The sequence below is a fragment of the Microbacterium testaceum genome, assembly GCF_020781835.1.
Taxonomy (GTDB): domain Bacteria; phylum Actinomycetota; class Actinomycetes; order Actinomycetales; family Microbacteriaceae; genus Microbacterium; species Microbacterium testaceum_H.
Genome location: NZ_JAJGNJ010000007.1, coordinates 158,715 through 170,576, shown reverse-complemented (window position 1 = coordinate 170,576; position 11,862 = coordinate 158,715). Strand labels below are relative to the sequence as shown.

The 11,862-nt window shown below is 69.5% G+C and carries 13 protein-coding genes; 5 read left to right on the top strand and 8 right to left on the bottom strand.

Features of this window, described 5'->3' with window-relative positions; all coding sequences use genetic code 11:
* Position 1: 1 nt before the first annotated feature.
* On the bottom strand, positions 2-1,324 hold the full coding sequence (locus tag LL239_RS11965; protein ID WP_228163658.1) for a right-handed parallel beta-helix repeat-containing protein: 1,323 nt from the start codon (positions 1,322-1,324) through the stop codon (positions 2-4).
* 319 nt (positions 1,325-1,643) lie between these two features.
* Positions 1,644-2,402 (bottom strand): SDR family oxidoreductase, encoded by a 759-nt coding sequence (locus tag LL239_RS11960; RefSeq protein WP_228163657.1) that lies wholly within the window; start codon positions 2,400-2,402, stop codon positions 1,644-1,646.
* 100 nt (positions 2,403-2,502) lie between these two features.
* Here LL239_RS11960 and LL239_RS11955 point away from each other — a divergent pair, with 100 nt between their 5' ends.
* From LL239_RS11955 to LL239_RS11940, 4 genes are all read left to right on the top strand, one after another.
* The gene (locus LL239_RS11955) at positions 2,503-3,348 is read left to right on the top strand and encodes a helix-turn-helix transcriptional regulator (RefSeq protein ID WP_228163656.1); all 846 of its coding nucleotides are present in this window, start codon (positions 2,503-2,505) and stop codon (positions 3,346-3,348) included.
* Positions 3,349-3,477: 129 nt separating this feature from the next.
* A complete protein-coding gene (locus LL239_RS11950) occupies positions 3,478-4,008 on the top strand; it encodes a histone-like nucleoid-structuring protein Lsr2 (protein WP_308218579.1) in 531 nt (176 codons plus the stop codon).
* A gap of 10 nt (positions 4,009-4,018) precedes the next feature.
* Positions 4,019-4,774: an acetolactate decarboxylase gene (gene budA, locus LL239_RS11945; protein WP_228163655.1), complete on the top strand. Its 756-nt coding sequence runs from the start codon at positions 4,019-4,021 to the stop codon at positions 4,772-4,774.
* Between the two features lie 88 nt (positions 4,775-4,862).
* Positions 4,863-5,201, top strand: a complete 339-nt coding sequence (locus LL239_RS11940) for a histone-like nucleoid-structuring protein Lsr2 (protein ID WP_228163654.1) — start codon at positions 4,863-4,865, stop codon at positions 5,199-5,201.
* Positions 5,202-5,257: 56 nt separating this feature from the next.
* Here LL239_RS11940 and LL239_RS11935 read toward each other — a convergent pair whose 3' ends face one another.
* On the bottom strand, positions 5,258-6,331 hold the full coding sequence (locus LL239_RS11935; protein WP_228163717.1) for a Glu/Leu/Phe/Val dehydrogenase family protein: 1,074 nt from the start codon (positions 6,329-6,331) through the stop codon (positions 5,258-5,260).
* Between the two features lie 118 nt (positions 6,332-6,449).
* Here LL239_RS11935 and LL239_RS11930 point away from each other — a divergent pair, with 118 nt between their 5' ends.
* Positions 6,450-6,926, top strand: coding sequence for a YbaK/EbsC family protein (locus LL239_RS11930; protein WP_228163653.1), 477 nt, complete (start codon positions 6,450-6,452; stop codon positions 6,924-6,926).
* Positions 6,927-7,033: 107 nt separating this feature from the next.
* Here the strand turns inward: LL239_RS11930 and adhP are convergent, their stop codons facing one another.
* From adhP to LL239_RS11905, 5 genes are all read right to left on the bottom strand, one after another.
* On the bottom strand, positions 7,034-8,044 hold the full coding sequence (gene adhP, locus LL239_RS11925; protein WP_228163716.1) for an alcohol dehydrogenase AdhP: 1,011 nt from the start codon (positions 8,042-8,044) through the stop codon (positions 7,034-7,036).
* Between the two features lie 333 nt (positions 8,045-8,377).
* Positions 8,378-8,842: a SixA phosphatase family protein gene (locus tag LL239_RS11920; RefSeq protein ID WP_228163652.1), complete on the bottom strand. Its 465-nt coding sequence runs from the start codon at positions 8,840-8,842 to the stop codon at positions 8,378-8,380.
* Positions 8,843-8,975: 133 nt separating this feature from the next.
* On the bottom strand, positions 8,976-9,326 hold the full coding sequence (locus LL239_RS11915) for a gamma-glutamylcyclotransferase family protein (RefSeq protein WP_228163651.1): 351 nt from the start codon (positions 9,324-9,326) through the stop codon (positions 8,976-8,978).
* Between the two features lie 60 nt (positions 9,327-9,386).
* Complete coding sequence (locus tag LL239_RS11910; RefSeq protein WP_228163650.1) at positions 9,387-10,661, bottom strand: DUF445 domain-containing protein; 1,275 nt, start codon at positions 10,659-10,661, stop codon at positions 9,387-9,389.
* A complete protein-coding gene (locus tag LL239_RS11905) occupies positions 10,661-11,824 on the bottom strand; it encodes an acyl-CoA dehydrogenase family protein (protein WP_228163649.1) in 1,164 nt (387 codons plus the stop codon). Before LL239_RS11905 ends, LL239_RS11910 begins: the two co-directional genes overlap by 1 nt.
* Between the last annotated feature and the right edge of the window lie 38 nt (positions 11,825-11,862).

Below are 11,862 nucleotides of genomic sequence, written 5' to 3'. Positions count from 1 at the left end.
GTCAGCGCGTGCAGGTGATGTTGGTCAGTCCCTTCGCCGCGCCCGACGGTGCGCACGCGACGACGGTCCCGGTCGCGCCGGACTGGACGGAGACCTCGTAGCCAGGGACGCCGCCCGTGACGCTGTTGCCGCGGAACACGTTGCCCTGGCCCCACCCGGAGAGTGCCACGTGCACCTGGAAGGCGTCCAGGAGGGTGCCCGATCCGCGGTTGCCAGTGAGCTGGTAGCCGTTGCCCTTCACGTCCACCCAGGAGTCGCCGTAGTTCTGGCCCGAGTAGCCGGCGTCGGAGAACGTGTTACCGCTGACGACGCCGCCGGTCGTCCCCTCCTTGATGTCGATGCCCTCGGCCGAGGTGCGGGAGATCGTGTTGCCGATGATCTGCGCGTGGTCCGAGCGATCCGGCGTGCTGGACGAGCCCATGATGGACGACCAGTTGCTCTTCGCGCTGCCGATGTAGATGCCCTCGCCGTAGGACGGCTTGTCCCGCCCGGTGTCGTGGATGCGCGAGTTGCGCACCGTCACGTGCGTGCTGCCGGTGCGCAGGTGCACCGCCTCGGCCCCGATGTCGCCGACATCGACGCCGTCGATGACGGTGTAGCTGGAGCCGTCGAGGACGATTCCCTTCGCCGCACGAGTCACCGTCAGTCCCGAGACGTTCCAGTGATCACCGGTGATGTGCAGGGCGTAGCCCGACGAGATCTTCCCGGTCGTCAGCACGGCTCGTGACGAGCCGGTGAGAGTGATTCGCTGTGACGCGGTCCCCGAGGCCGCAGCGGCGAACTCGCCCGTGTACGTGCCGTCGTTCAGACGGATGGTCTGGCCGGGCCTGGCTGACTTCAGCGCGGACGCGAGCTGCGCCGACGTCGAGACCGTCACGATCGCCGTGCCCGACCCGGCCGCCGGCGCGGTGGGGGCCGAGGCGGTCGGCGTCGGCTTCGGCGCAGCCGGCTTCGCACCGGTGGCCGCCGCCGCGACGGTGAAAGTCGCGTTCGTCTCGTGCCGGCCCGCCTCATCCTCCCAACGCACGTTGAGTGTGTGCGCGCCGGACGTCGTCCGGATCGGCCAGGTGTAGGGCGCCGTCGAATCCTGACCGAGATATGTCCCGTCGAGACGGAACTTCACCTTGACGCCCGCGGGGGCACGCACGGCGAGGTCGAAAACCCCGCTGGCGCGCGTGGTCCCTGCCAGAACGGCGCCGTCCACCGTCACGTCGGCGGTGCTCAACGCGGACGCGGCGGGGGCTGTCGCGATCGTTCCGATCGCGACCGTGGCGGCGACGGCGACGCGTGCCGCCGCGCCGATGCTGATCTTGGAAATCTTCACCCTCAGTCGTCCTTCTGCTCAGAACAACGTGCGAGAATCTCGACGTTGCGTTGTTGTCAACCCCATGGCGCGAAGATCTAAACAGTTCGCGGATGGTGAGCAAAAGTTCGGTACTGGGCGCGCAGAATCCGTCCGTCGCGCGAATAAAGGTTCGCTCCGCGCGGGCGACGACGGTGCGGCTCGCCCGCGCGGAGCGCAGCGATGGGGCGCGACCGCCGCGAGATGCGGTCGCGCCGACCGCCGGACCAGGGACGCGTGGCGTCAGGACTGGTCGCCGCTGGATCTCGCGGCTGACGTCGGCCTGCGCGCCGCCCTCGCGTCAGTGCGGATCGGCGGCGTTGAGCGCGCGGACCGTCTCCGCGTAATCGCCGCGTGCTTCCGCGTGGCGCAGGAAGGCGACCCGTTCGACCTGAATCTCGGTCGCGCCCGGTTGATCCTGCAGGATCGCCATGACCTCGTCGGCGAAATCGTCCAGCGGCATCGCGAACGGGCTCTCGCGCTGCCCCTCCAGCAGATCCGTGGCCACCGACGGCGGCTCGAGTTCCAGCACCGACACGGACGTGCCCTCCAGCTGCAGCCGCAACGTCTCGCTGAACATGTGGATCGCCGCTTTGGTCGCGTTGTAGGTGGGGGTGACGCGCAGTGGCACGAACGCCAGACCGGAGGAGACGGTCATGATCGTGGCATCCCGCTGCCGCAGCAGGTGCGGCACGAAAGCGGCGATCAGGCGCAGGGGACCGAGGACGTTGGTGGTCACGACCTCCTCGGCCGATGCGAGGACATCGGTTCCGGTGGTCCAGTCCTCGACACGCATGATGCCGGCCATCGTCACGAGCACGTTGAGGTGGGGATGGCGCGCCAGCACCTCGCCTGCCGCGTCGGCGACGGAGGTTGCGTCGGCGGTGTCGACGCGCACGGTGTCGATGCCGGGGTGGGTCGCGGCGATCTCGTCCAGCAGCGCCTGTCGGCGTCCGCCGACGATCACGGTGTTGCCCGCGGCGTGGAGCCGCTCGGCGAGGGCCAGACCGATCCCGCTCGTGGCGCCGGGGATGAAGACGGTGTTTCCGGTGATGTTCATGCCGCCAGTCTTCGGGGCCGGACGGTCGGCATCCAGGTCCCCGTCGTCGGGGGATCCGCGGTCCCTGGATGCCGGTCGGGCAAGGCCGCAGGATGGGGTCATGGACAGGAGCGGCATGGCGGAGTTCCTTCGCGCGCGTCGCGAGGCGCTGCGCCCCGCGGACGTCGGGTTGACCGACGGGCCGCGGCGCCGGACGGTCGGCCTCCGGCGAGAGGAGGTCGCGGCGGCCGCGGCGATGTCTGTGGACTACTACACGCGTTTGGAACAGCAGCGGGGGCCGCAGCCCAGCCCCGCCGTGCTCGCCTCCCTGGCGCGGGCGCTGCGCTTGACCAACGATGAGCGCGACTACCTCTTCCGGCTCGCCGGCCATGCCGTGCCCGACCGGTTCGGCCGTGCCGATCACGTGAGCCCCGCCCTCCAGCGCGTCTTCGCTCGCCTGTCCGACACACCGGCACTCGTCATCTCGCACCTGGGCGAGACCCTCGCCCAGAACGCGCTCGGCATCGCGCTGCTCGGCGACCATGTGGGGGCGCGAGGGTGGGAGCGCTTCGAGGCGTGGCGGTGGTTCGTGCCGCCGCACACGGACCGCGAGCTCTATCCGGCGCATGATCGCGGACGCCAGGCGCGCGCGATCGTCGCCGGCCTCCGCGCGGCTTACGGCCAGCTCGGCGTGGCCTCCACCGCGGGCGAGCTCGTCGCCGAACTCCTGCGACGCAGCGACGAGTTCCGACTCCTGTGGGAACGTCAGGAGGTCGCGCAGCGCTTCGCCGACCACAAGGTGCTCGTGCATCGCGAACTGGGCGATATCGAGGTCGATTGCCAGGTGCTCTTCACGGAGGATCGCGGTCAAGCACTTCTCGTCCTCACCCCGGAGCCGCGCAGCGAGGCGGAGGAGAAGATCCGTCTGCTCGACGTGCTGGGTGTCCAGCGCTTCACCGCGGGGTGAGACGAGGGATGCCGCGACCGGGGAGAGGCGCGGCATCCGGCGTCACACGGAGGTCGCGTTGCAGATCCGGTCGCGCGCGTCGACGGGACCTGGCGAGCCGGAACTGGAGTTCGTCGGTATCGGCGAGCATTGCTCCATCGAATTCGCGCGGAAAAGATTCGCGAGACACTCTCGTCGTCCGGGGCGCTCCAGGAACGAACGCCAAGTGCTATCTGTCTGCACGTCCTATTGCTGCGGAGCGCTGCCACACTGCTTTATCACATCTTCAAAGTGCCTCTGCTCGAATTCGAATGCGGTGTACGATTGATCATCATGGCCATTAAACACATCACGCATCTCGTCGATGACCTCGACGCAACCGTCCTCGAAGAGGGCGACGGAAAGCACATCACGTTCTCGGTCGAGGGTCGCTCCTACGAAATCGATCTCTCCGATCGCAATGCGGACAAGTTCTACGCGGCCGTCGCGCCGTTCGTCGACGCCGCCCGCCCCGTCGGTCGGTCGAACTCGGCTCCGCGGCGTGCGGGTTCCTCGCGTCGCTCGAGCGGCATCGATCTCGCCGCTGTGCGCGAATGGGCACGTGCGAATGGGCACACGGTGAGCGATCGCGGTCGGGTTCCCGCTTCCGTGCTCGAGGCCTACGGCGCCGCCAATTCCTGAAGACGACGTCATGCCCTCAGGGGAACGCCGAACCCCTTTGCTTCCCGGTGCGGTGACGCAGTTCGCCGTGCTCGATGCCCTGATGGGCGGTGTCTACTCCTCGGGAATATCGGTTTCCGAGCTCCGTCAGTCGGGCGATACCGGGATCGGGTGCTGTGAGGGGCTCGGCGGCGAGGTTCTCCTCATCGACGGGGAGGCGTTCGAGTGCACGGTCGATGCCGCTCCGCGGCGCATGCGCGATGAGGAGACTCTGCCGTTCGCCGATGTCTGCTTCTTCGGCTCGAGCGTGGGAGAGCGGATCGTGGACGCCGACTTCGAGGCGTTGACGGCGACGGTCGAGCGAAGACTGCGGAGCCGCAACCTTTTCCACGTCGTGCGGATCGATGGAGTCATGGCACGGGTACGGACCAGGGTCACGGCGCGTCAGGTCCCACCCTTGCGTCCTCTCGCGGAAGTGGCGGCCGAACAAGTCGAGACGGAGACCGTCGAGCGCGCGGGCGTGATCGTCGGCTTCTGGATGCCTCGGATCTACCAGGGCATCACGGTCGCGGCGCTCCACCTGCATTTCCTCAGTGATGATCGCGCAATCGGCGGTCACGTCCTCGACGTCCGGGTCGGTGAGGCTGTTCTCCGCGTCGCGGCATTTGCGCAGTTCTCGCTACGGCTTCCGCTCGACGAAGAATTTCTGTCGACAGAACTCACGCACGACGAGGACCATCGAATCACGGCGATCGAAGGCCGCGCTCGCCCCTCCTTTGCCGAATGATTCAGGCCCCCTCAGTGAGGTTATTAAGCGGGTGAAGTACCCTCGTTCTCACGGAATATGCTCATGTGGGCGACGTACAATCGCCGACATGGCGAAGAAGCAGATTACGCAACTCATCGACGATCTCGACGGGTCGATCATCGATGACGGGACCACGATTCACTTTTCGGTCGAGGGGCGCGCGTACGAAATCGATCTATCGGCCGATAATGCGACGAAGCTTCGCGCGGCGTTCGAACCCTTCGTGTCGGCCGGCCGGGCTCTGGGATCCGCTTCGGCGAATCCCCGTCGAGCGACCAGAGCCCGTTCCAGCTCTCCCCGCGATCTCGGCGACGTGCGCACCTGGGCCGAGGCGAACGGCTATTCCATCAACTCGCGCGGGCGTATTTCCGCGACGGTGCTCGAAGCATACGACGCCGCTCATTGACGCCCGGAAGGAGCCCCGGATGCCATGGCATCCGGGGCTCCTTCGCGTCTGCGGGGTCAGACCAGAGCGGTGGAGCCGACGCCCATCCGCAGTCGCTCCGCGGCCAGGCCCTCGGCGGCGGCCAGCGGCGTGACGCCGCGCGCGTCGGCCTCGTCGAAGACACGGCGCAGGGTGTCGCCGATGCCGGCCACGCGACCCATGATCGTCTCGCGCGAACCCAGATGCTTGGCCTCGAGGTCGAGGTAGATCACGCCGCCGGCGTTCACGACGAAGTCAGGCGCATAGAGCACGCCGCGCGCGGCCAGGCGGTCGGCGCCGGAGCGGTCGGCGAGCGGGTTGTTCGCGGGCCCGCAGACGGCCCGAGCGTCGAGGGCGTCGATGACATCGTCGGTGAGGACGCCGCCGATCCCCGCGGGGACGAACACGTCGGCCGGCACGAGATGCGCCTCGCTGGGCTCGACCCACGCGGCATCCAGCTCGGCGGCGAGGGCGCGCTTCGCGGGATTCACATCGGTGACCGTCAGCACGGCGCCCTCCGCGGCGAGACGCTCCGCGAGGCGACCGCCCACCTGCCCCAGACCCGCCACGGTCACACGGCGATCACGGACATCACCGGAGCCGACGACGCGATCCAGGGTCGCGATGATCGATGCGTAAACACCCAGACTGGTGGGCCCGGCGGGCTCGCCCGAACCGCCGACGGCGTCGGGAAGCCCGACGACGTGCGACGTGCGCTCGCTCACCACGAGCATGTCCTCGGTGGTGGAGCCGACGTCCTCCGCCGTGCGGTAGAGCCCGCCCAGGCTCTCGACGGCGTCACCCAGGTCGAGGAAGGCCGCGCGGCGTCGCTCGGCGTCGAGGATCGTGCCCTCCGGGAGGCCGATGACCGACTTGCCGCCGCCGGCGTCGAGTCCGGCCGCGGCGTTCTTCAACGTCATCGCGGCCGAGAGCCGCAGAGCGTCGCCGAGGGCATCGCTCCAGTGCGGATAGGTCCACAGACGCGCTCCGCCGAGGGCGGAGCCCAGCGCAGAGGAGTGCAACGCGACGGCGATGAACAGGCCGCTGCGGCGTCCCGTCACCACCTCCACGCGCTCGTGGGCGAAATCGGGCAGGGGAAGGGCGTTGGTCATCGCGATCCTTTGGTCGGTCGCCTTGTGGGCGGCACTGTCGTAGACGCCGCGGCTTTGCGGCATCCACTCCCATTCTGACTCGCGGTGGCCGCGGGAGCGAGCGCTCTATGATGGCGCGATGAACGCGCCCCTTCCCGCACGCAGTCGTCTCGTCGCCGCCGCGTTGGAGCGCGCCGGGATCGCGGGGGAGATCGTCGTCCTTCCCGACGCCGCCTCGACGGCGGCGCTCGCCGCGGCGGCCCTGGGCATCGAGGTCGGCGCGATCGCGAACAGCCTCGTGTTCTGGAGCGACGACGAGCCCCTCCTGGTGATGACCAGCGGCGCGCATCGCGTCGACACGGCGGCGCTGGCCGAGCGGCTGGGGCGCGGTGGCATCCGTCGGGCGACGCCGGATCAGGTGCTCGCGGCGACCGGACAGCCTATCGGGGGCGTCGCGCCGACCGGGCATCCAACGCCCCTGACGACGATCGTGGACGAGGACCTCGCGGACTTTTCCCGGATCTGGGCGGCCGGAGGAACGCCGCACACCGTGTTCCCGCTCACGTTCGACGACCTCGTGCGCCTGACCGCCGGCACGATCGCCAAGGTCGACTGACCCCCCCTGACTGATCCGTCCGCGCTGTCGCTCGGACGCGAGTGTCCAAGACACGCCGCTCGCTCGTCGGCGAGACGGCGTGTCTTGGACGCTCGACGTGGAACAGATCAGAACTTCAGCACGATCCGTCCGTCGATCTGTCCGCGCTCCATGCGCTCGAAGACGTCATTGATGTCGTCGATGGTCGCGGGGGACACGGTGGGGTGGATCGCGCCGCGTGCGTAGAAGTCGAGGGCCTCCTCCATGTCCTGCCGGGTTCCGACGATGGAACCGCGGATCGTGATCGCCCGAAGCACGATGTCGAAGATGTTCGCGGGGAAGTCTCCCGGGGGGAGGCCGTTGAAGACGATCGTGGCGCCGCGGCGCGTCACGGCGAGCGCCTGACCGAAGGCGCGCGGGTGCACAGCCGTCACCAGCACGCCGTGCGTTCCGCCGGTCTCACGCTGGATGACCTCACCGGGGTCGTCGACGGAGGCGTCGACGGTCACCTCGGCACCGTGACGGCGAGCGAGATCGAGCTTGGCGGGGTCGACGTCGACCGCCGCCACGCGCATGCCCATGGCGCGGGCGTACTGCACGGCGATGTGCCCGAGCCCGCCGATCCCCGAGATGGTGACCCACTGCCCCGGTTTGACGTCGGTCATCTTCAGGCCCTTGTAGACCGTGACCCCCGCGCAGAGGATCGGGGCGACCTCGAGGGGATCGGCACCGTCCGGAATGCGCGCAGCGAACCGCTCCTCGACCAGCATGTACTCGCCGAAGCTGCCGTCGACGGAGTACCCGCCGTTCTCCTGATCGGGGCACAGCGTCTCCCATCCTGTGCGGCAGTACTGGCAGGTGCCGCAGGCGCTCCACAGCCAGGCATTGCCGACCAGGTCGCCGACCTGCAGTTCGGTGACCTGGTCGCCGACGGCGACGACCCGGCCGTACCCCTCGTGCCCGGGGATGAGGTCGCTCTTGGGCGCGACGGGCCAGTCACCGCGGGCCGCGTGCAGGTCGGTGTGGCACACGCCACTGGTGATCAGCTGCACCAGGGCTTGCGTCGGTCCGGGCGTCGGGACCGGCACCTCGGTGACGACGAGCGGCTTGTCGTGGGCGACCACGACAGCGGCTCGCATGGTGGTGCGCACGTCCTCGTGCGCGGGGTGGACAGCGGTCTGGATATGCATTGCGAGTCAATCCTCCGTCTCGTGGACCGGATGCCGCGCCGCGGGCTCCGACATCCGCCGGGCGGATCCGCCCGGTGACGGCACGCTATGACGGCGGGGGTTGCACGCGGTTGCGTGCGGCGCCCCGTCGCCACGCAGTCCGTGTGTGCCGCGGTCTCAACCCCGTGCGTTCCGAGTGTCCACGACACGCCGTTCAGTCGACCGTCGGAACGGCGTGTCTTGGACACTCGACCGGGGGGATGGGGGCGGGAGGGGGGTGCGCGGGTGCGGGCGAGGGAGGTGTCAGGGCGTGAGCAGCTCGAACTCGTCGGGCGGGGTGGACCCCACATCGGTCCAGTCGCCGTCGTGCCACGTGAAGATCGCCACCGCCGACGTGACCATGCGCACGTCACGCTCGGCAAGGCGCGACACGAGCGCGCTCATTCCGGGGTCATGTGCGACCACCATGACCTCGCGGGCTGCGCTGCTGCGCGCCGCATCGAGCAGAGCGTCGGCCCCGGCCAGATAGAGCTCGGCGCGCTCGGTCACATCGACCTCGAACTCCTCGCCGAATGCCTCCGCTGTGGTCTTCGCCCGCAGGGCCGTGCTCGAGAGCAGCACCTCCGGGCGCACCCCGCGTCGCAGGACCGACCGCGCCATCGCGGGTGCGTCGCGACGGCCGCGATCGTTGAGCGGGCGATCGTGGTCGTCCAACCCCTCGGCGGCCCAGTCCGATTTGGCGTGCCGCGCCAGGATCAGTTGGATCATCGTCTCTCCGCTTCGCTGCCATCGAGGAATCGGACGCGAAGCGCGGGAGGGTCGAGCCGGCATCCGAGACGAGAATATCGACGCCGACGCCCGCAGGAGGAGGGTGGCGCGGACGGCGTGTCTGTGCCAGGGATCACCCGCCGACGTAGACCCACGCCCGGCGACCGCTGGACAGGGATACCGAGACCCGGCGATACAGTGACACCTCGTACTCGTCGGCCGCGTCGAGCTCCTCCGGGGTGAGCGCCAGGACGCGACCGAAGACGTGATCCCGTGGGTCGTCGGTCCGCCGGAGGACGCGGTGCGCCCCCGACCCGGATGACTGCGCCGCCCGGTCGTCATCGACCTCGGCCCACTCGACGCGGTAGCCGTGGAGCACGTCATCCTGCCCGGGGATGACGCGACCGAAGGTGTCCAGTTGCACTTCCGGCAGCTGCAGTGTTCCGTACGCGAAGAGGGACTCCGTCCCCGGACCGAAGCTCACGCGCTCAGGGTACCGACCTCCGTGTCCGCGCGCGCGAGTGCGTCCCCGAGAGTCGATCCGTCATGAGCCCCACGCGAAGTGCGCGACGGTGAAGATCGCCAGACCCGCCAGGGCGCCGACGATCGTCCCGTTCAACCGGATGTACTGCAGATCGCGTCCGACCATCAGCTCGATCTTCTCCGTGGTCTCCTCGGCATCCCATCGCTCCACCGTGTCGGTGATGATCGACGCGATGTCGTGGCGGTACCGCCCGACGAGGAAGACGGCGGCATCGGTGACCCAGCCGTCGACGCGGCGCTGCAGAGACTCCTCGGTCTGCAGCCGCCGACCGATGTCGGCGAGAGCCACGGACGCCCGTCGGCGCAGGGCGCTGTCGGAGTCGGCGAGAGAGCGCAGCAGGCCGGCCTTGGCGGTGTTCCACGCTTCGGCGGCGAGCCCTCGGACGCGGGGGCTGTCGAAGACGGATGCCTTCGCCTCTTCCAGGCGCATCCGCGTCGCGGCATCGTGCTGCAGGTTGTCCGCGAGGCGAGAGAGGTACTCGTCGATCGCCGCACGGGCCTGGTGGTGCGGGTCGGCGCGGACGGCGTCGACGAACCCGACGGCCTCGCGGTAGACGGTGTCGTCGACCAGCCGCTGGGCGAGCCCCGGTACCCACGAGGGCAGCCTTCGCGAAACGAGGCCCTGGAACATCTCGCGATTGTTGCCCAGCCACGCCGAGATGTTGTCGAGCGCGAGATCGACCGCGCCGTGGTGAGCGCCGGCGTCGACGACGTGTTCCAGCCATCCGCCGACCGACGGGCCCCAGTCCGGCGCGAGCAGATGCTCGCGGGCGAGGTCTTCGATGAGGCCCTGCACGTCGTCGTCGCTGAGAGCGCGGAGCACGCTTGAGGCGAGGGTCGCCCCTTCTGCCGCGAGCCGTTCGGCGTGCGCCGGGTCGGCCAGCCACGCGCCGGCCCGGGCTGCCAGGGGTGTCGCCTCGAGCTTCCTGCGGACGACGTCGCTCTCGAGGAAATTGGTCTCGACGAACTCCCCGAGCTGCTGGCCGATCTCGTCTTTACGTCGGGGGATGATCGCGGTGTGGGGGATGGGCAGCCCGAGGGGGTGGCGGAACAGCGCGGTGACGGCGAACCAGTCCGCAAGGGCGCCCACCATGCCGCCCTCGGCAGCGGCGCGGACGTATTGCAGCCACTCGACCTCGCGCTGGAGGGCGAAGGCCACACCGAACACGACGGCCATTCCGAGCAGAGCGCCCAGTGCTACGCCCTTCATCCGGCGCAGCGCGCGTCGCCGCTCCTGGTCGGCGGGGCTCAGCAGCGCCGTCGGTGTGCGCGCCATCAGGCGTCGACCGGTCCGAGCCACGCCGCGGCCAGAGCCGAGTGCGCGGATTCGGGGTCGGACGGGTGGAACTGCCCGGCCAGCACATCGCGGTAGAGCCTGCTGAGCTCGGTGTGGGCGAAGTACGACGACCCGCCTCCCACCAGCATCGCCTCATCGACCACGGTCTTCGCGGCGCTCACGGCGCGGTGCTTGAGGCCGGCCAGGAGCGAGAACCAGCGGGCGCCGTGATCGACGCGCGCGTCCACGTCATCGCTGAGAGCGGCGATCTGCGGCGGGAGCGCGTCGTAGGCGAGCGCCATGTCGGCGATGCGCCAGCGGATGTCGGGGTCGGCCGCGTAGCTCGCGCCTGTCTTCTTCGATCGGCGCGCGCGGGCGGTGTCGACCGCGAGATCCAGCGCGCGGCGGGCGATGCCCGTGTACACCGAAGCGAGCAGGATCTCGAACACCGCGAAGATGCCGAAGACGAGCGGATCGGGCTGCGGTCCCGGATCGAGCCGCCGTACGACGCGGTCCGCGGACGCATGGGCCCCGTGAAGCTCGGTGGTGCGGCTCTGCGTGCCGCGCATGCCGAGGGTGTTCCAGTCGTCGCGGGACACGACGCGCTCGTCGCGGTCGAGGAACGCGAACACCATCTTCGGCCCATCCGGAGACGTCGTGTCCAGGCCGTGCACGCCGAGGTGGTCCCACACCGGCGACAGCGAGGTGAAGATCTTCGTCCCGGTGAAGCGGTAGCCCCCGTCGCCGTCGGGCGCTGCCTCGGTGTCGCTGCCGAACAGCACCAAATCGTTCCCGGCCTCGCTGATGCCGAAGGCGAAGACCTCGCCCGCCGCCGCGCCACGCAGCACGAACCCGAGGTCATCGAGGCCCCGGTCGTGCATCACTTTGGCGACACCGGTCCATACCAGGTGCATGTTCACCGCGAGGGCGGTCGCCGGGGCCGCACCGGCGAGGCGCTGCTGCAGCACTGCCGCATCGGCGAGCGACAGCCCCGCACCACCCATCTCGGACGGGGCCAGGATGCCGAGGTATCCCGCTGCGCGCAGATCGTCGAGATCGTCCTGCGGGAAGGTGTTCTCGCGGTCGTGCACGGCTGCGCGCTCGCGCAGGCGCGCGAGCAGGTCGTCGGGGAGGAACCGATCGGGATCGAACGCGGAGGGCATGGCATCCATTCTGGTCCTCCGCTTCGACATCGCGGCCG

Excerpts from the sequence above, each read along its gene's own strand:
- LL239_RS11960 (WP_228163657.1), bottom strand. The coding sequence starts at position 2,402 with ATGAACATCACCGGAAACACCGTCTTCATCCCCGGCGCCACGAGCGGG.
- LL239_RS11955 (WP_228163656.1), top strand. The coding sequence starts at position 2,503 with ATGGACAGGAGCGGCATGGCGGAGTTCCTTCGCGCGCGTCGCGAGGCG.
- budA (WP_228163655.1), top strand. The coding sequence starts at position 4,019 with ATGCCCTCAGGGGAACGCCGAACCCCTTTGCTTCCCGGTGCGGTGACG.
- LL239_RS11940 (WP_228163654.1), top strand. The coding sequence starts at position 4,863 with ATGGCGAAGAAGCAGATTACGCAACTCATCGACGATCTCGACGGGTCG.
- LL239_RS11935 (WP_228163717.1), bottom strand. The coding sequence starts at position 6,331 with ATGACCAACGCCCTTCCCCTGCCCGATTTCGCCCACGAGCGCGTGGAG.
- LL239_RS11930 (WP_228163653.1), top strand. The coding sequence starts at position 6,450 with ATGAACGCGCCCCTTCCCGCACGCAGTCGTCTCGTCGCCGCCGCGTTG.
- adhP (WP_228163716.1), bottom strand. The coding sequence starts at position 8,044 with ATGCGAGCCGCTGTCGTGGTCGCCCACGACAAGCCGCTCGTCGTCACC.
- LL239_RS11920 (WP_228163652.1), bottom strand. The coding sequence starts at position 8,842 with ATGATCCAACTGATCCTGGCGCGGCACGCCAAATCGGACTGGGCCGCC.
- LL239_RS11910 (WP_228163650.1), bottom strand. The coding sequence starts at position 10,661 with ATGGCGCGCACACCGACGGCGCTGCTGAGCCCCGCCGACCAGGAGCGG.
- LL239_RS11905 (WP_228163649.1), bottom strand. The coding sequence starts at position 11,824 with ATGCCCTCCGCGTTCGATCCCGATCGGTTCCTCCCCGACGACCTGCTC.